This is a genomic window from Sediminicoccus rosea (assembly GCF_033547095.1).
Lineage (GTDB): Bacteria > Pseudomonadota > Alphaproteobacteria > Acetobacterales > Acetobacteraceae > Roseococcus > Roseococcus rosea.
Genome location: NZ_CP137852.1, coordinates 2,834,800 through 2,850,958, shown reverse-complemented (window position 1 = coordinate 2,850,958; position 16,159 = coordinate 2,834,800). Strand labels below are relative to the sequence as shown.

Annotated in this window: 17 protein-coding genes and 1 tRNA gene; 6 read left to right on the top strand and 12 right to left on the bottom strand. The window is 70.6% G+C overall.

From position 1 onward, the window contains the following. Positions 1 to 60 precede the first annotated feature (60 nt). From R9Z33_RS13810 to rlmB, 3 genes are all read right to left on the bottom strand, one after another. Positions 61 to 291, bottom strand: coding sequence for a hypothetical protein (locus R9Z33_RS13810; protein ID WP_318647157.1), 231 nt, complete (start codon positions 289 to 291; stop codon positions 61 to 63). Positions 292 to 379: 88 nt separating this feature from the next. Then, complete coding sequence (locus R9Z33_RS13805; protein WP_318647156.1) at positions 380 to 1,144, bottom strand: 2-keto-4-pentenoate hydratase; 765 nt, start codon at positions 1,142 to 1,144, stop codon at positions 380 to 382. A 4-nt stretch (positions 1,145 to 1,148) separates the two neighbouring features. Further along, on the bottom strand, positions 1,149 to 1,916 hold the full coding sequence (rlmB, locus tag R9Z33_RS13800; protein ID WP_318647155.1) for a 23S rRNA (guanosine(2251)-2'-O)-methyltransferase RlmB: 768 nt from the start codon (positions 1,914 to 1,916) through the stop codon (positions 1,149 to 1,151). A 68-nt stretch (positions 1,917 to 1,984) separates the two neighbouring features. Between rlmB and R9Z33_RS13795 the strand changes: the two genes are divergently transcribed. Beyond that, positions 1,985 to 2,056 (top strand) — tRNA-Thr (locus R9Z33_RS13795). 177 nt (positions 2,057 to 2,233) lie between these two features. Then, complete coding sequence (locus tag R9Z33_RS13790) at positions 2,234 to 2,782, top strand: EF-hand domain-containing protein (protein ID WP_318647154.1); 549 nt, start codon at positions 2,234 to 2,236, stop codon at positions 2,780 to 2,782. On the opposite strand, the gene R9Z33_RS13785 is transcribed toward R9Z33_RS13790, so the two are convergent. From R9Z33_RS13785 to phnG, 8 genes are read right to left on the bottom strand one after another with little or no spacing between them, the layout of a single operon-like run. Continuing rightward, a complete protein-coding gene (locus tag R9Z33_RS13785; protein ID WP_318647153.1) occupies positions 2,763 to 3,437 on the bottom strand; it encodes a DUF1045 domain-containing protein in 675 nt (224 codons plus the stop codon). The two genes, R9Z33_RS13790 and R9Z33_RS13785, sit on opposite strands and share 20 nt — an antisense overlap. Further along, positions 3,437 to 4,573 carry an alpha-D-ribose 1-methylphosphonate 5-triphosphate diphosphatase gene (locus R9Z33_RS13780; protein WP_318647152.1) on the bottom strand — a complete coding sequence of 379 codons (1,137 nt, stop codon included), beginning with the start codon at positions 4,571 to 4,573 and terminating at the stop codon, positions 3,437 to 3,439. Before R9Z33_RS13780 ends, R9Z33_RS13785 begins: the two co-directional genes overlap by 1 nt. Continuing rightward, positions 4,570 to 5,268 (bottom strand): phosphonate C-P lyase system protein PhnL, encoded by a 699-nt coding sequence (gene phnL, locus R9Z33_RS13775; protein ID WP_318647151.1) that lies wholly within the window; start codon positions 5,266 to 5,268, stop codon positions 4,570 to 4,572. Before phnL ends, R9Z33_RS13780 begins: the two co-directional genes overlap by 4 nt. After that, on the bottom strand, positions 5,265 to 6,038 hold the full coding sequence (gene phnK / locus R9Z33_RS13770; protein ID WP_318647150.1) for a phosphonate C-P lyase system protein PhnK: 774 nt from the start codon (positions 6,036 to 6,038) through the stop codon (positions 5,265 to 5,267). Before phnK ends, phnL begins: the two co-directional genes overlap by 4 nt. After that, positions 6,035 to 6,892 carry an alpha-D-ribose 1-methylphosphonate 5-phosphate C-P-lyase PhnJ gene (locus tag R9Z33_RS13765; protein ID WP_318647149.1) on the bottom strand — a complete coding sequence of 286 codons (858 nt, stop codon included), beginning with the start codon at positions 6,890 to 6,892 and terminating at the stop codon, positions 6,035 to 6,037. Before R9Z33_RS13765 ends, phnK begins: the two co-directional genes overlap by 4 nt. Further along, the gene (locus R9Z33_RS13760) at positions 6,889 to 7,956 is read right to left on the bottom strand and encodes a carbon-phosphorus lyase complex subunit PhnI (RefSeq protein WP_318647148.1); all 1,068 of its coding nucleotides are present in this window, start codon (positions 7,954 to 7,956) and stop codon (positions 6,889 to 6,891) included. Before R9Z33_RS13760 ends, R9Z33_RS13765 begins: the two co-directional genes overlap by 4 nt. Continuing rightward, positions 7,956 to 8,525, bottom strand: a complete 570-nt coding sequence (gene phnH, locus R9Z33_RS13755) for a phosphonate C-P lyase system protein PhnH (protein ID WP_318647147.1) — start codon at positions 8,523 to 8,525, stop codon at positions 7,956 to 7,958. The genes R9Z33_RS13760 and phnH overlap by 1 nt, the downstream gene beginning before the upstream one ends. Continuing rightward, entirely contained in the window at positions 8,522 to 8,944 is a 423-nt protein-coding gene (phnG, locus tag R9Z33_RS13750; protein WP_318647146.1) for a phosphonate C-P lyase system protein PhnG, read from the bottom strand. The genes phnH and phnG overlap by 4 nt, the downstream gene beginning before the upstream one ends. Before the next feature lie 84 nt (positions 8,945 to 9,028). On the opposite strand from phnG, the gene phnF reads away from it, so the two are divergent. The 4 genes from phnF to R9Z33_RS13730 all read left to right on the top strand — a co-directional run bounded on the left by phnF (position 9,029) and on the right by R9Z33_RS13730 (position 13,008). Then, positions 9,029 to 9,766 (top strand): phosphonate metabolism transcriptional regulator PhnF, encoded by a 738-nt coding sequence (phnF, locus tag R9Z33_RS13745; protein WP_318647145.1) that lies wholly within the window; start codon positions 9,029 to 9,031, stop codon positions 9,764 to 9,766. Positions 9,767 to 9,768: 2 nt separating this feature from the next. After that, on the top strand, positions 9,769 to 10,896 hold the full coding sequence (locus tag R9Z33_RS13740; protein WP_318647144.1) for an alpha-D-ribose 1-methylphosphonate 5-triphosphate diphosphatase: 1,128 nt from the start codon (positions 9,769 to 9,771) through the stop codon (positions 10,894 to 10,896). Positions 10,897 to 10,960: 64 nt separating this feature from the next. Beyond that, positions 10,961 to 12,106, top strand: coding sequence for an aminotransferase class V-fold PLP-dependent enzyme (locus R9Z33_RS13735; protein ID WP_318647143.1), 1,146 nt, complete (start codon positions 10,961 to 10,963; stop codon positions 12,104 to 12,106). Positions 12,107 to 12,111: 5 nt separating this feature from the next. Next, on the top strand, positions 12,112 to 13,008 hold the full coding sequence (locus tag R9Z33_RS13730; RefSeq protein WP_318647142.1) for a PHP domain-containing protein: 897 nt from the start codon (positions 12,112 to 12,114) through the stop codon (positions 13,006 to 13,008). A 40-nt stretch (positions 13,009 to 13,048) separates the two neighbouring features. On the opposite strand, the gene R9Z33_RS13725 is transcribed toward R9Z33_RS13730, so the two are convergent. Further along, complete coding sequence (locus R9Z33_RS13725) at positions 13,049 to 15,919, bottom strand: calcium-binding protein (protein WP_318647141.1); 2,871 nt, start codon at positions 15,917 to 15,919, stop codon at positions 13,049 to 13,051. Positions 15,920 to 16,159: the final 240 nt, after the last annotated feature.

The following is a 16,159-nucleotide window of genomic DNA, read 5'->3' as shown; positions in this document are numbered from 1 at the left end:
CACGATCTGCCATCTGATTTTTCACATAGCGCCCCGGGGTGGCGCTGTCAGCGGCCCTCTTCAGGCATGGCCCACGGGCCCGAGCGAATCGAGGCTGGTGGCCCGCACGACGGAGGCGAAGAGACGGAGCGCATCGGGGCCGCCACGGTCGCGCAGGGCACCGTCCTCCATTTCGAGGGCGAGGAGCTCCGCGTGCTCGGCCAGTGTTTCTGCCGCGCGGCGCAGGGCCTCGCGCGCCAGGACAAGCTGCAGCTCGTCCGGCATGTCCTTCCAGTCGGAGGGCGGGGGCATGGGAAAGGTCATCCGCTTGCCCGCCCTTCTGGCGGTGGGTTTCGATCCCGGAACCGTAGATGGAGTCGCGTTAACAGAGCCTTGCGGCTCAGGTGAAGCGCGTGCGGACCTCGCCCAGCCCCTCGAAGGCCACTCGCACCTCGCAGGGGCCGTCCAGCCAGATGGGCGGCGTGACGGAGCCGAGCCACACCACCTGGCCCGCCTTCAGGCCGCCGAAGACCTCGGCCGCACCCGAGCCCGCGAGCCAGGCCAGCGCCTCCATCGGGTGGCCCAGCAGGTCCCGCCCATGGCCACCGCCCTTCGAGGCGCCGTCCACGAACAGCTCGCCACGCATGGCGCCGAGGTCGAGCTTGCGCCAATCCGCCGCCGGGCGGCCGAGCACGCCGGAGGCATGGAAGACCTGATCCGCGATCAGCGTCGGCGTGCCGAGCTCGGCGAGATCGCCATAGCGCTTCTCGACGATCTCGATGGCGGGAAAGACCTCGGCCACGGCGGCCTCGGCTTCGGCGCGGCTCGTCGGGCCGAAGGGCAAGTCACGGCCGAGGCGCACACCCACCTCGCATTCGACGCCGACCGCGATGAAATCGGCGAAGGGCGCGGTGAAGCCATCGGCGTTCAGGCTCGAGCGCGGCACGAAGCCGGCTGCCGGGTGGCTGAGGCCGAGATAGGCCTGCATCTGCTTCGTGGTCGCGCCGATCTTGAAGCCGGCTGGCGGGACGGCGCCCTGGGCCTCGGCCACCTCGCGCTGCACGCGGTAGCCCTCGGCCACGTCGCGCGGCGCGGCGGCGCCGAGGGGGGCGAGGACGCGCTTCGCCTTCCAGGCGGCAAGGATCAGATCGGCGGCTTGGCTCATATTTTCACTCCCGGGCGAGTTCGTAGAGGGCGACCGCGGCGGCCGCCGAGACGTTGAGGCTTTCCATGCTGGCCTGGATCGGCAGGCGCACCAACTCGTCGCAGGTCTCGCGCGTCAGGCGGCGCAGCCCCTCGCCCTCGGCGCCCAGCACCAGCGCGACGCGGCGGCCGGTGAGGCCTGATTGCGCGAGGGTGACGGGGCCGGCGGCCTCCAGGCCCACGACCCAGAGGCCGGCCTTCTTCAGCTGCTCCAGCGCGCGGGAGAGGTTCACCTCGCGCAGGATGGGCACGACCTCGAGGGCACCGGAGGCGGCGCGAGCGAGGGCGCCGGTCTCGGGCGGCGCGTGGCGTTCCTGCACCACCAGGGCCGCGGCGCCGAAGGCGGCGGCCGAGCGCAGGATGGCGCCGACATTGCGTGGATCGGTCACCTGGTCGAGCACGAGGACGGGGCCGCTCGTGCCTTCCAGCAGACGTTCCATGTTGGGCGAGGCGAGGGGCTCCGCCATCAGCGCGGCACCCTGGTGGATCGCGTCGGGCGGCAGCATGGCGTCCAGCCGGTTGCGCTCCACCAGTTCGGGCGCGATGCGCCAGGGCGGCGAGAATCGCTCGGCCAGCTCCTGCTCGGCGCCGCGCGTCACCAGCAGGCGGCGCAGCCGGCGGGCGGGGTTGGCAAGCGCGGCCGAGACCGCGTGCAGGCCGTAGAGCCAGACGCCGCCCTCATCGCGCGCCGGGCTGGCATCCTGGGGGCGGGGGCGGTGTCGGTTCTGGCGCATCCGCCCATGAAGCCCGCGCGGCGCCCGCTGGCAAGCGGCGTGGCGCTGGCCTAGATAAGGGACGGTGCGCCGGGTTAGCTCAGGGGTAGAGCAACCGCCTTGTAAGCGGTAGGCCGTCGGTTCAAATCCGACACCCGGCATTCCCCTTGCGCCCCCGGCAGCGCCCCCTCCGGGCCAACCTTCCCAAGCCGATCCGGGCGCGACACATTTCCTCACGCGCCGCGGTCAGGTCCGGCATGCGCCTGTTACAATCAAGGCCCATCTTCCCCTCAACGGAGCGACAGTCACGCCGCCTCCCGCAACTGGAGAAGATCACAATGAAGACCGCAGCGACCCTCGGATTTGGCCTGGCCCTGCTCGGCGCCGGCGCTGCCCTGGCCCAAACCGCCACCCCGCCCGCCGCTCCCCCCGCCGCCACCGATGCCCGCCCCGACCGAGGCCCGCGTGGCGACCGGGGTGCGCGGATGTTCGAGCTGGTGGACGCGAACCGCGATGGCCGCGTCACCTGGGAGGAATCCTGGACCTTCGTGACCACCCGGTTCAACACGGCCGATACCGACCGCAGCGGCGGGCTGACCATCGAGGAATTCGCCACGATGCGGCTGCGCGCCGCCGATGCGCCGGCGCCGCGGCCGGAATATGCCGCGCGGGCCGAGCAGATGCGCGGCGCGATGTTCCGCGCGCTGGATGCGGACCGCAACGGCCAGGTCACGCTGATCGAGATCCGCCCGATGGCGGAAGCCCGCTTCCGCGCGATGGACGTGAACGGGGATGGCGCCGTGGCGCGGGATGAGCTGCCGCAGCGCGGCCAGCACCATCATCGCGGCCCGCGCGGTGACGCGCCGGCTACGCCGCCCGCCCGCTGAGCGGAAGCCGTTCAGCGATCAGGAAGGGCTGACCCGGGGCGGCCTGCGTGAAGACGCAGACCGTCCCGACGACGCGGGGCTGCTCCACCAGCCCCGCGAAATGCGCCTCCGCGAGCGGGCGGATGCGCGACGCTTCCTCGGGCGGCAGGCGGTGCGTCAGCGTCACGTGGAACTGCCATTCCTCCATCACATAGGGGTAGCCCCAGCGGGCCAGCAGCACCTCATGCGTGGGCGTGAGCTTCGCCTTGCGGCGGCGCGCCAGCTCCTCCTCGGTGGGAGGTGCGCGATGGTGATCGAGGGCGGAGACCGCCGAATCCGCGAACGCGTGCAAGCTCGGGCAGGGCGCGGTCTCGCGCAGGGCGAGGAAGCCCTTGAGGTCCTGCACGGAGAGCGGGGGCAATTCGAAGGGCGCAATGCTCGCGGCCCAGCGCGCGGCATCGGCCATGAAGGCCTGGTAGCCGGTGGAGAGCCGGAAGGGCGGCTTCAGCGTGGCATGCAGGCCATAGCCGCGCGGGTCGCTCGTGATTTCGGCAATGCCCGGGATGGCGGGTTGCTGCACGCGCGCGGCAGTCTCCGCGTCGCGGCCAAGCCAGGCGCTGCCGGCGGCGTGCAGGGGGTCGTCCAGTTCGGGCGCCCAGTAGATGGCGACGCGCATCAGATCACGCGTTCCCCGGCGCGCCAGACCTGCCGCACCACCGGCATCGTGCCATGCCGCGTGACGCGGACGAGATCGGCGCGCAGCCCGGCCTCCAGCCGCCCACGGTCATTCAGATTGCACATGGCGGCGGGTGCGCGGGTGATGGTGGCGATGGCCGCTGGCAGGCCGATGTCCGGCGCGATGAGGAAGGCGGCCTCGATCAGCGCGGGCGGGACATAGTCGCTCGCCAGCACATGCACCGCGCCGGCGCGCACCAGATCCATCGCGGCGACGTTGCCCGAATGGCTGCCGCCCCGGACGATGTTGGGCGAGCCCGCGATGACGCCGACGCCGATCCGCGCCGCCTCGATGGCGGCTTCCATCGTTACGGGGAATTCGCTGACGCGGATGCCGTCCTCGGCATTGCGGCGCACCTCGGCTGCATCCTCGTCGTCATGGCTGGCGAGCGGGATGCCGCGCCCGGCGAAGCGGTCAATGACGAGGCGGCGCTGCCGCTCGCGCAGCTCGGCGCGCTGGGCCTGGAGCTTGAGGATGCGGACCTCCACCTCAGCGTCCGTCATGCGCGTCTGCTTGATGCGCATGGCGCGGTAGCGCGCGAGGTCCCGGTACTGACCGACGCCGGGCGAGTGATCCATCAGGCTCACCATCGCGACCAGCGGGTGGTCGGCCACGCCCTCCAGCAGGCCCGGCATGTCGCGCGCGGGCAATTCACAACGCAGGTGGAGCAGATGCTCGGCCTTCATGAAGGGCTGGCCATGCAGCGCCGTCAGGTCGCGCACCCCGTCATGGAAGGTCTGGTCGCGCCCCTGGTCGAAGCCGAGATCGCCGAGGCAGAGGGCATCCAGCACGGTGGTGACGCCGGCCGCCGCGCATTGCGCGTCATGCGCGATGAAGGCGGAGCGCGAGGGCCAGCGGGCATTGGCACGCGGCTGCACCTGGCGCTCGAGGTTGTCGGTGTGCACATCCACCACGCCGGGGATGAGGATGTCCCCCTCGCAGTCCAGGGCGCTGGCGTGATGGGCACGGCCGGGCTGGATCTCGGCGATGCGGCCGTCGCGGAGGACAAGCGTGCCCTCCATCTCCGCCTCGGGCAGGACGAGGCGGGCATTGGTCAGGACGGTCTCTGCGGTCATGCGGCGTCTTCTAGCGGAAGGATGTCATGCGTGCGATCCGCCACCCGGTCCCGCACCTCGATGTCATGGAAGATTCCCACGAGCGCCGTGCCGCGCGCCTTGGCCTCGGCGATCAGGGCGATCACCACCTCGCGATTGGCGGCGTCGAGGCTCGCCGTCGGTTCGTCCAGCAGCAGGATGGGGGTGTGGGGGGCGAAGCCGCGGGCGAGGTTCACGCGCTGCTGCTCGCCGCCCGAGAAGGTGGCGGGCGGCAGGCCGTGCAGGCGGGGTGGCAGGTTCAGGCGCGTCAGCAAGGCAGAGGCGCGCGCCTCGGCCTCGGCGCGGGGCATGCCTTGCGCCTGCAGCGGCTCGGCCACCACGTCCCGCGCGGAGACGCGGGGAATGACGCGCAGGAACTGCGAAACATAGCCCAGCGTCTCACGCCGGATCTCCCGCACCAGCCGCGCATCGGCGGCGGCGAGGTCCACCTCGGCTCCCCGATGGGCGAGCCAGATCTGGCCGGCATCCGTACCGTAATTGCCTTGCAGGCAGCGCATCAGCGTGGACTTGCCCGCACCCGATGGCCCAGTGAGGGCGACGCATTCGCCCGGCATGACGGTCAGCGCCTCATCGCGCAGCACCTGGAAGCCGATGCCGCCCTGCAGGTGCAAGGTGAAGCCCTTGGCCAGACCCTCGATCCGGATCGCGGGCCTCATGCCGAGAGCACCGAGGCGACCAGCAACTGGGTGTATTCGTGGCGCGGGTCATCCAGCACGCGGTCGGCCAGGCCCTCCTCCACGATGCGGCCCCGCCGCATGACGATGATGCGATGCGCCAGCAGGCGGGCCGCCGCGATGTCATGCGTGACGAAGAAGACGGCGAGGCCAAGCTCGGCCACCAGCCCCCGGATCAGATCCAGCAGCCGCGCCTGGACGCTGACATCGAGGCCGCCGGTGGGTTCATCCATGAAGACGAGGCGCGGTTCGGTGACGAGGCAGCGGGCGATCTGCAGGCGCTGCTGCATGCCACCCGAGAAGTTGCGCGGCGCCTCGTCGATGCGGGCCGGGTCCATCTCCACGCGGGCCATCCAGTCGGCCGCCGCGGCACGGATGGCGGCATAGTTGCGCCCACCCGCCGCCATCAGCCGCTCGCCGATATTGCCACCGGCGGAGATGCCCATCCGCAGACCGTCGCGCGCATTCTGGTGCACGAAGCCCCACTCGCTCCGCATCAGGCGGCGCTTGGCGGCCTCGCTCAACGCGCCAATCTCCTGGCGTAGGCCGGATGCGTCGCGGTAGAGGACCTGGCCCGCCTGAGGCGCCGTCATGCCGGCCAGCACCCGCAGCAGGGTGGATTTGCCAGAGCCGCTCTCCCCCACGATGGCGACGACCTCGCCCGGGTGGATGTCCAGGCTCACGCCGTCCAGCGCGCGCACCGCGCCGAAGCGGAGGTCGAGGCCGGAGGCTTCCAGAAGCGGCGCGCTCATCGGCCCTGGTTCTCCGCGCAATGATCGGTGTCGGAGCAGACATAGATTCGCCCGCCCTGGTCGTCGGCGATGATTTCATCCAGGTAGCTGGTGGTGCTGCCGCAAGCCGAGCAGGCGTGCGGCGCCCGCATCGGCCGGAAGGGATGGTCGTCGAAATCCAGGCTTTCGACGGTGGTGTAGGGCGGGACGGCGTAGATCTTCTTCTCGCGCCCCGCGCCGAACAGCATGATGGCAGGCGAATTGTGCAGCTTCGGATTGTCGAAGCCCGGGATGGGCGAGGGTGACATGAGGTAGCGGCCCGCCACCATGACCGGGTGGTTGTAGCTGGTGCCGGCCTCGCCCTGGCGGGCGATGTCCTCGTAGAGCTTCACCTGCGCCAGGCTGTAGTCGCCCAGCGCATGCAGCCGGCGGGTTTCCGCGAGGCGTGGCTCCAGCCGGAAAAGCGGCTCGGGCATCGGCACCTGGAAGACCATGACCTGGCCCTCGGTCAGCGGGCGCTCGGGGATGCGGTGGCGGGTCTGGATGATGGTGGCTTCCGCCGTGCGGGTGGTGGTGGCGATGCCGGCGACCCGCGCGAAGAAGGCCCGGATGGAGACGGCGTTGGTGGTGTCATCCGCCCCCTGGTCGATCACCTTCAGCACGTCGCGCGGCCCCAGGATGGCGGCGGTGACCTGGATGCCGCCCGTGCCCCAGCCATAGGGCAGCGGCATCTCGCGCGCGCCGAAGGGGATCTGGTGGCCGGGGATGGCGAGCGCCTTCAGGATGGCGCGCCGGATCATCCGCTTCGTCGCCTCGTCCAGATAGGCGAAGTTGTAGGCGGCGTCCCGATGGTTGAGGGGCGGCATCGCGTTCATGCCTGTTCCTCCCAGCGGGCGCGGATGCTGCGGATCTTCTCGAGCTCGCTCTGGAAATCCACATGGTGCGGCAGCTTCAAGTGCTCCACGAAGCCGGTCGCCTCCACATTGTCGGCGTGCAGCAGCACGAATTCGGCCTGCTGCGCGGGGGCGGTGGCGTCCTCGCCGAGATCGGGCGCCATGAGGGCGCGGTCCACCAGTGCCATCGCCATCGCCTTGCGCTCGCCATGGCCCATGGTGAGGCCGTAGCCGCGGGTGAATTGCGGCGGTGCCTCGGCGCTGCCGGCGAACTGGTTGACCATCTGACATTCGGTGACGGTGATGTCGCCGATCGAGATGGCGAAGCCGAGCTCGGGCGGGGCGAGCACCACCTCCACCTCGCCCATGCGGAGTTCCGCGACGAAGGGATGCGCGTTGCCGTAGCCGCGCTGCGTGGAATAGCCCATGCCGAGCAGGAAGCCCTCATCGCCGCGCGCCAGGGATTGCAGCCGTAGCGCACGGGGCGTCGGGAAGGGCAGGGGCTCGCGCGTCAGATCAGGGGGCGGCGCGCCGTCATCCGGCGCATCGCGCGCCATCAACCCCTCGCGCGCGAGGAGTTCCGTCACGCGCGGCATGGGGCCAGCGGCGGCCTCCGCCTCCTGCGGGGCTTCGATGCCCTCGGCGGCGAGCGCGAAATCGAGCAGGCGGTGCGTGTAGTCGAAGGTGGGACCCAGCACCTGGCCGCCCGGCAGGTCCTTGTAGGTGGCGCTGATCCGGCGCTGGACGCGCATGGCGCCCGTATCCACCGGCTCGCAGGCGGCGAAGCGGGAGAGGGTGTTGCGATAGGCGCGCAGCAGGAAGGCGGCCTCGATCAGATCGCCGCGCGCCTGCTGGATGGCGAGTGCGGCAAGGCCGCGGTCGTAGCAACTGCCCTCCGCCATCACGCGATCCACGGCGAGGCCCAATTGCTGCTCGATCTGCTCGGGCGTGAGCGCGGCCAGCGACTGGTCGCCGCGCCGGCGCTCGGCCAGCCAGGCATGGGCGGCCTCGATCGCGGCCTCGCCGCCCTTCACCGCGACATACATCAGCGGTCCTCCGTGATGCGCGTGGTGCGCGGCAGGGCCGCGAGGCGGGTGTCGGTGCAGAGGACGACATCCACGCCGCGCGGGAATTGTGCGCGGTTCGCGGCCCATTGCGCCGCGAAGTCATCGGGCAGCCCCGCCACGGCCAGACGGTGACCGTGCTGGATGCCCGGGCCGGTCAGCCGCCAGCCGGCGCTGTCATCCAGGGCGGTGACCTGGACGATCAGCGTGGCGCTGTCCTGCGGCGCCTCGTCGCTGCCGGCGTCGAGCGCGGCGAGCAGCGGCATGCCGCGCGTCGCCAGCAGGAATTGCGCGCGCAAGGGCTCGGCCACCAGCGGTGCGCCGCTGTGGAAGGCGATCCATTCGCGCACCTCGCCCTCGGCATCGGTCCAGAGCGGCGTCTCGGCATCGGCCAGCGTCAGCAGGGCCGCGGCGGCGGCGGGGCAGAGGCCGGGCGGCGGCTCCTGCAGCACGGCGCAGCGCTGGATGCGGCCCGGGCGGGCCATGGCGTTCATCAGCGCCGAGAAGCCGGCCTGTGCGCCGAAGACGGGGTCTGCGAAGCCGGGCCTCATCGCATGGCCGCCAGGGTGGCGAAGCGGACTTCCGTGGCGGCGGCGCGGCGGGCGGTCAGCGCCGCCGCCTCGCGCTGGCGGGCATGCAGCGGCTGGACCACCTGCTCGATCAGGCGGGCCTGCCATTCGGGCTGCTGCAGGCAGGCATCGAGCAGGGCGGCGCGCTCGGCCGCCGCGCGATCCCGGCCGAGCCGCCAGCAATGGCCGAGCGTTCCGCCCTCCAGGCTGACCGAGCAGCGGGTGATCGTCGCTTCGCCGAGGTTGAAGGCCGCGCCATCCCCGCCGGCGCGGCCGCGCAGCATGGTCAGGCCGATCTCGGGGCCGCGGATCACGCGGTGCGGGGGCAGGGGGGGCATCAGCCGGCTCAACTCCTCACCGCTGGCGCGGGCGAGGACGGCCATCCATTCGGGGCGGGTCATCATTTGTCTAGACAGCTATACATCCGTCCCGCTAGGGTCAAGTTGCAATTGCCACTCCGGAGCGCCCGTTTGGTTGAAACTTCCGTGACGTTCGCAAGCCCCGCGCTCGACCGCGGCGCCGGCATCGCGCTCTGGCGCCAGATCGGTGCCGCGATCGAGGCCGCGATCCGCGAGGGCCAGCATGCCCCCGGCCAGCGCCTGCCGACTGAGGCCGAACTCTCGAAGGCTTTCCGCGTAAATCGCCATACCATCCGCCGCGCGATGGAGGAGTTGGAGACGCGCGGCATCGTGCGCGTCGAGCAGGGGCGCGGCAGCTTCGTGGCGGAGGATGTGCTGGACTATCCGCTGAACGCACGCACTCGCTTCAGTGAGATCATCCGCGCGCAGAATCGCGAGCCCGCGGGCCGGGTGCTGCGCCTTGCCGAAATCCCGGCCGAGCCGCGCGTGGCCGAGATGCTGGAGATCCGCCGCGGTCGTCTGGTCATCCTGGCCGAACGGCTGGCCATGGCCGATGGCCGGCCGGTCGCCCTTGGCGCGCACCACTTCCCGGCGCATCGCTTCCCCGACATCATGACGCGCCTGCAGGAGAACCCCTCCATCAGCCACGCGCTCGCGGCTTGCGGCGTGCCGGATTTCCGCCGGCGCATCACCCGCATCACGGCCCGCATGCCGACGGCGGAGGAGGCGGAGGTCTTGCAGCAATCGCGCAGCCGCCCGGTCCTGGTCGCTGAGGCGGTGAATGTGGATGGCAGCGGCAAGCCGGTGGATGCGACGGTGACGCGCTACGCCGCCGGGCGGACGCAGATGGTGGTGGAGTCCTGAACATGGCCTGGAACATCACGGGGGGCCGCGTGCTGCGGGGCGGCGCGCTCGGCGGGGGCGACGTCGCGCTGGCGCAAGGCCGCATCGCCGACGGGGCGGCGGCGGCGCGCCGCTTCGACGCGACCGGCCTGCTGGTCATGCCCGGCATCGTGGACATTCATGGCGACGCGCATGAGCGTGCGCTGCAGCCCCGCCCCAATGTTGATTTCCCGGCCGGCTTCGCGCTGCGTGACGCGGCGGCGCAATGCCTCGCCGCCGGCATCACCACGGCCTATCTCGGCGTCACGCTGTCCTGGGAGCCGGGGCTGCGCTCGCTTCCTGCCTTCCTGGCCACGCTCGACGCGCTGAAGAGCCCGCCGCCCGGGCCTGAATTGCGCGTCCACCTCCGCTTCGAAGCCGATAACTTCGCGGCCGAGGCCGATGCGCTGGCCGCCATCGCGGCAGGCCAGGTGCATCTGCTGGGCTTCAACGACCACACGCCCAGCATCGTGAAGAAGCTGAAGAACCCGAAAGAGCTCGGCAAATATGCCGGGCGCGCGGGCGTCACCGAGGCGGAGCTGATGGCCTTGGCCGACGCCGCGATGAGCCGGCGCGCCGATGTGCCGGCGATGCGCCAGCGCATGGCCGGGGCGGCGCAGGCCGCCGGCATCCCCATGCTCAGCCATGATGACGCGACGCTTGCGGATCGCGCGCTGTTCCGCGCGCTGGGCGCCTCCATCTGCGAATTCCCGATGGCCGAGCCGGTGGCGGAAGATGCCCGCGCGGCGGGCGAGGCGGTGGTGATGGGCGCGCCCAATGTCGTGCGCGGCGGCAGCCATCTGGGCTGGGCCAGCGCGGCGCCGCTCGCCGAACGCGGCCTCGTCACCGTGCTGGCCAGCGACTACCACTGGCCCGCGCTGCTAGCGGCCCCCTTCCGCATGGCGGCGCGTGGTGTGCTGGACCTCGCCGCCGCCTGGGCGCTCGTGTCGAGCAACCCAGCCGATGCGCTGGGCCTAGCCGATCGCGGGCGCATCGCCGAAGGCCTGCGCGGCGACATCGCCGTGGTCACGCCCGAGGGCGCGCTGGCCGCCTGCTTCGCGCAGGGTGAACTGGCCTGGATCGGCCCCGGATTCGGCACGCGGCTGCATTGATCGCCCGCGCCCTGCGGCGCAGACTGCCACAGCCAATGCCGCTTCTGGGGCCAAGGAACGCACCATGCTCGAATGCCAGCGCGACGCCTTCGACATCCCGCGCGATGTCGCCTATCTCAACGCCGCCTCCTGGAGCCCGTTGCCGCATCCGGTGCAGGCGGCAGGCCAGGCCGGCATCGCGCTCAAGGCGCGGCCCTGGGGCATCACGGGCGAGCACATCGCCCGCCAATGCAATCGCGCCCGTGCGGCCGCCGCGCGGCTGATCAATGCGTCGCCCGAGGATGTGGCGATCATCCCCTCCGTCTCCTACGGCGTCGCCGTCGCCGGGCGCATCCTGCCCATCCCGGCCGGCCATCGCGCCCTCGTTCTGGGCGATGACCATTCCTCGCCCGTGCTGGAGTGGCTGCAACGCGCGGCCGAGGGCGGCTTCACCGTGGAGACCATCGCGGCGCCCGCCGATGGCGACTGGACCACGGCCGTGCTGGAAGCGATCCGCCGTCCGGGGGCCGCGCCGCTCGCCCTCGTGTCCATCTCCTCCGTGCATTGGGCGGATGGAGGGCTGATCGATCTCGGCGTCGTTGCGGCGGCGCAGCGCGCGGCGGGGGCCATGCTGCTGGTGGATGCCACGCATCACGCGGGCGTGCTGCCGCTGGACGTGGCGACACTCGACCCCGACGTACTCATCTTCCCCACCTACAAATGGGTGCTGGGCCCCTATGGCCGCGCCTTCCTCTACATCGCGAAGCGCCACCAGGACGGCGTGCCGCTGGAGCAGACCGGCTCCTCCCGCCGCCGCGTCTCCTCCGAAGCGCGGCCCTACATGGCCGATCTCGGCTTCACGGATGGCGCCAAGCGCTTCGACATGGGCGAGCGCGACCATGTGATCGGCCTGGAGATGGCGGCCGTCGGCATGGAGATGATGGCCGATTGGGGGACTGATGCGATCAGCGCTCGGCTTGGCTGGCTCACCGGCCTGCTGGCCGAGGGGCTGGCGGGCATGGGCGTGCAGATTCCCGCCCAGGGGCTGCGCGCGCCGCATGTGCTGAGCCTGGGCTTTCCCGGCGGCATGCGTCCCGGGCTGATCGAGGCGCTCGCCGAGCGCAACGTGCATGTGGCCCCGCGCCTGGGCCGCATGCGGATCAGCCCGCATGTCTACAATGATGAGGCTGATGTGGCGGCCTTCCTCGACGCCTTCCGCAAGCTGGCGTGACGCGCATGGATGCGTTCTCCGCCCCGGGCCGCTTCTGGAAGGGCAATATCCACACCCATACCAACGCCACGGACGGGGCGCTCGGCGCCGCGGAGGTCTGCGCCACCTATCGTGAGGCGGGCTACGACTTCCTGGCCATCACCGATCACTTCCTGCCGAAATACAGCTTCCCCATCGTGGACACGCGGCCGTTCCGCACGCCGGGCTTTACCACGATCCTGGGCGCCGAGCTGCACGCGCCGGCGACCGCGCTGGGCGAGATGTGGCACATCCTGGCGGTCGGCCTTCCGCTGGATTTCCCGCCGACGCCGCCCGAGGAGACAGGCCCCGAGCTGGCCGCGCGGGCGATCGCAGCCGGCGCCTTCGTCGCCATCCCGCATCCGGCCTGGTACGCGCTGACGGTGGAGGATGCGCGGACCCTGCCAGGCGCCCATGCGGTGGAGGTCTACAACCACACCTCGCAATTGCGGACGGAGCGCGGCGACGGCGTCTACCTCGCCGACCAGCTTCTGGCCGAGGGGCGCATGATCAACCTGATCGCCGTGGATGACGCGCATTTCAAGTCGCCCGACGCCTTTGGCGGCTGGGTGATGGTGAAGGCCGAGGCGAATGAGCCGGAGGCGCTGCTGGCGGCGCTCAAGGCCGGGCATTTCTATGCGACGCAGGGCCCGCTGATCCATGACATCCGCTGGGAGGCGGATGCGGTGGAGGTCACCTGCTCGGCCGCCGCCAGCATCATGGTGCTGGGCCGTGGCTCGCGCGCCGACCAGTCGGTGGGGCTGTGCCAGACACGCGCGCGGCTCTCGCTCAAGGCACTGCGGGGCGGCGGCTTCGCGCGCGTCGTGGTGGCCGATGCGGCCGGGCGACGGGCCTGGTCGAACCCGGTGCGCCTCAACGGGTGAGGTTCACGCAGGCCCGTGATCAACCCCGGCCGACGAGAGCCTAGAGCCAGACGGCGCCGAGGCTGAGCGACAACACGCCGGAGAGCGTGATCGCGAAATCGGCCCCGCCATCGCCATTCACGTCGCCTTGCAGCACCTCGCCCGAAAAGCGCAATTGCCTCGCCACTGAGGTGAATGCGGCGTCGCCGATCCAGAGGAACGCCTGGTCGCCGGCCACCCCCGCATGCGCGTCGATGCGGCGCAGATCGAGGCGATCGCCCTCGACCGCGCTGAAATCGGTGATGACATCGCCATTGGCCTCGGCGGCGCTGCGGAACACGAACTGATCCTTGCCGAGCCCACCGGTCATGCTGTCGGCGCCCAGGCCACCTTCCAGCCGGTCTCCGGCACCACCGCCGATCAGCGTGTCATTGCCGCCAAGTCCGTAGAGGCTGTCGCTGCCCTCGCCGCCATCGAGGATATTGGCAACCGCATTGCCATCCAGCCGGTTGGCCGAGGCGTTGCCCGTGCCGTTGATGCTGCCCGTGCCTGAGAGGCTGAGCCACTCGACATCGGCGGCCAGGGTGAAGCTGACCGAGGCCAGGACGCGGTCGTAGCCGGCATCGGCCTCCTCGAACACGACGTCGAGCGTGTCGTTCACGACATAGGTGTCGCCATCGATGCCGCCCGACATGCTGTCCGCGCCCAGCCCGCCATCCAGCAGGTCCGCGCCACCGCCACCGATCAGCGTGTCGTTGCCCGCGCCGCCATAGAGCGAGTCGGCCTGTCCGCCCAGGAAGACGAAGTTGAGGTCGCCATCATCGAGGGTGTTGGCGCCTGCATTGCCGTCCAGCCGGTTGGCCAGCATGTTGCCCGTGCCGTTGATGTCGGCCGTGCCGGAAAGGGTCAGCCGCTCCACGTCCGTGGTCAGGCTGTGGGTGACCGATGCGATGACCTGGTCGTACCCGGCATTGAACGCTTCGACGACCACATCGAGTTCATGATCCACGATGTAGGTGTCGTCATCGGCGCCGCCCGCCATGCTGTCCGCGCCGGTGCCGCCGTCGAGCAGGTCATCGCCCGTGCCGCCGTTCAGGGTGTCGCTGCCGGAATAGCCGTAGAGCCTGTCATCCCCGCCGCCACCAGCGAGGCTGTTCACGCGGGAATTCCCATCCAGCCGGTTATCCAGGGCGTTGCCCGTCCCGTTCAGGTTGACGTTGCCCATGAGGCTTAGCCGCTCCACATGGTCACCCAGCGTGTAGCTGACGGTGGAGAGGACGCGGTCATAGCCACCATTGGCCAGTTCCCGCGCCACATCGCCGGCATTGTCCACGTTGAAGACGTCGTTGCCGGCGCCGCCCACCATGCTGTCGGCGCCGACGCCGCCGTTCAGCGCGTCGATGCCGGCCCCGCCGATCAAGGTATCGTTGCCGGCCTCGCCGTTCAGGATGTCGTTTTCGTTGCCGCCATCCAGCGAGTCATTGCCATCGCCGCCAAAGATGACGTCGTTGCCGGCAGAGCCGGTCACGCTGTCATTGCCGTCATCGCCGAGCAGGCGGTCTTGGCCCGCGCCGCCATCCAGCGAGTCATGGCCATCCCCGCCGGAGATGGTGTCGTCCCCGACCACGCCGGTCACGGTGTCGTCGCCATCGCCGGCGTTGATCACGTCGGCGTCGCCCTCGGTGAAGCTGTCATCGCCGGCGATCAGGTCGTTGCCGCCGAGGCCGTTGATCACATCGGCCCCGGCGAAACCATTGATGCGATTGGCGAGGCTGCTGCCGTTGATAACATCGTCGCCATCCGTGCCGTCGAAGCTCTCGGTCACGCGGGTCAGCGCGGCGATGATGCCGGTTCCGGAGCCGTCATTGCCGCCTTGCGCCACCAGCGCCATGCGGCCATCGGTGAAGCCTACCAGCGCCGCAACATCCGCCGCCGCGGAAGAGCGGATCGTGTCGCCTGGCGCGCGCGTGCCATCGGGCAGGAAGGTGGTAAGGATCGTGCCCGTCGGCGAACCATCGGAGACCAGGCGCCGGCTCCAGGAGACGGCAAAGCCGCCATCGCCCAGCACCGCGATGGAGGGCCAGAGCTGGTCTTCCGCACTGAGGACGAAGGTGTCGCCCCCGCCGATGTATTCGCCCTGCGGCCCGCGGACGATCACCACCAGCTTGTTCTGCTCGTTGGCGGTATTGCCGGAGTCGAAGGCGATGACGACGTTGCCGTTGGGAAGCGCCGCCGTGGCGATGCGGCTGTCCACATAGGCGCCAACGGCGTCACCAATGATCGGCAGGCCCTCCCGGAGGAGTGGCGTCCCATCGGGATTCCAGTAGCGGTAACCGACGATGCCGCCTTCGACGGGGCGTGATGTCGAAATCCCGGGGATGGCAATGCCGGGCGGGCCCTCGGCGCCCTCGGCCACCACCACGATGGTGCCGTCGGTCAGCACGGCCACGCTGAGCTCGCTCACCCCCCGATCGCGCTCGATCGCGTTGAAGGTGGTGAAGCCGGGATCAGCGGCGCCGGCATTGGTGAAGCCGGCCACGAAGGCAGGCGAATTAGCCGGGGTCGCGTCGCCGGAATAGGCGACGACATAGCCATCGGCCCGCGCGGCGATGCTGACCGCGCCCCCAGCGATGGACGCGCTGGCCAGCGCGAGCGGCGCCGCCACGGCCGCCCCCGTGCTGCCATGGACCACGGCGGTCCAGTAGGTGGTGGTGCCACCCGCGTGCTCGGCCCAGGCCAGGGCGACATTGCCGTTCGACAGCAATGCCATGCTGAGGCCATAGAGATTGGCCGTGCCGCCCACGATGTCTGTGATGGCGCCGGGCACCAATGCCCGGGTGGCGGCGTCGAAGATACCGAACTGGATGGTCTCGCCGGTGCCGCTGCTGTTGCTCACCCAGGCCGCCGCGAAGCGCCCAGAATCGAGCGCCACTCCCGCCGGACCGCCCTGCACGCCGGCCGTGATTCCCGCGCCCTGGTTATTGAGAAGCAAACCGTTGGAAATATTGGACAGTTCGTAGGACGCAGACGGAGGGGGCACGAGCGTTTCCTTAGAATTTAAGGATCATTCAATGGAAAGTTTCTCCGCCGCGCAAGAGGCGCGTGGAATGCCTTGCCTGCCGCCATGCGCGCTACCCACGGCACCTCATCGGCCCGTGGTCGCGGCCCCCGC

What these genes read in the sequence shown, in the direction of transcription:
- R9Z33_RS13810 (WP_318647157.1), bottom strand. Translation starts at nt 291, where the DNA reads ATGCCCCCGCCCTCCGACTGGAAGGACATGCCGGACGAGCTGCAGCTT.
- R9Z33_RS13805 (WP_318647156.1), bottom strand. Translation starts at nt 1,144, where the DNA reads ATGAGCCAAGCCGCCGATCTGATCCTTGCCGCCTGGAAGGCGAAGCGC.
- rlmB (WP_318647155.1), bottom strand. Translation starts at nt 1,916, where the DNA reads ATGCGCCAGAACCGACACCGCCCCCGCCCCCAGGATGCCAGCCCGGCG.
- R9Z33_RS13790 (WP_318647154.1), top strand. Translation starts at nt 2,234, where the DNA reads ATGAAGACCGCAGCGACCCTCGGATTTGGCCTGGCCCTGCTCGGCGCC.
- R9Z33_RS13785 (WP_318647153.1), bottom strand. Translation starts at nt 3,437, where the DNA reads ATGCGCGTCGCCATCTACTGGGCGCCCGAACTGGACGACCCCCTGCAC.
- R9Z33_RS13780 (WP_318647152.1), bottom strand. Translation starts at nt 4,573, where the DNA reads ATGACCGCAGAGACCGTCCTGACCAATGCCCGCCTCGTCCTGCCCGAG.
- phnL (WP_318647151.1), bottom strand. Translation starts at nt 5,268, where the DNA reads ATGAGGCCCGCGATCCGGATCGAGGGTCTGGCCAAGGGCTTCACCTTG.
- phnK (WP_318647150.1), bottom strand. Translation starts at nt 6,038, where the DNA reads ATGAGCGCGCCGCTTCTGGAAGCCTCCGGCCTCGACCTCCGCTTCGGC.
- R9Z33_RS13765 (WP_318647149.1), bottom strand. Translation starts at nt 6,892, where the DNA reads ATGAACGCGATGCCGCCCCTCAACCATCGGGACGCCGCCTACAACTTC.
- R9Z33_RS13760 (WP_318647148.1), bottom strand. Translation starts at nt 7,956, where the DNA reads ATGTATGTCGCGGTGAAGGGCGGCGAGGCCGCGATCGAGGCCGCCCAT.
- phnH (WP_318647147.1), bottom strand. Translation starts at nt 8,525, where the DNA reads ATGAGGCCCGGCTTCGCAGACCCCGTCTTCGGCGCACAGGCCGGCTTC.
- phnG (WP_318647146.1), bottom strand. Translation starts at nt 8,944, where the DNA reads ATGACCCGCCCCGAATGGATGGCCGTCCTCGCCCGCGCCAGCGGTGAG.
- R9Z33_RS13740 (WP_318647144.1), top strand. Translation starts at nt 9,769, where the DNA reads ATGGCCTGGAACATCACGGGGGGCCGCGTGCTGCGGGGCGGCGCGCTC.
- R9Z33_RS13735 (WP_318647143.1), top strand. Translation starts at nt 10,961, where the DNA reads ATGCTCGAATGCCAGCGCGACGCCTTCGACATCCCGCGCGATGTCGCC.
- R9Z33_RS13730 (WP_318647142.1), top strand. Translation starts at nt 12,112, where the DNA reads ATGGATGCGTTCTCCGCCCCGGGCCGCTTCTGGAAGGGCAATATCCAC.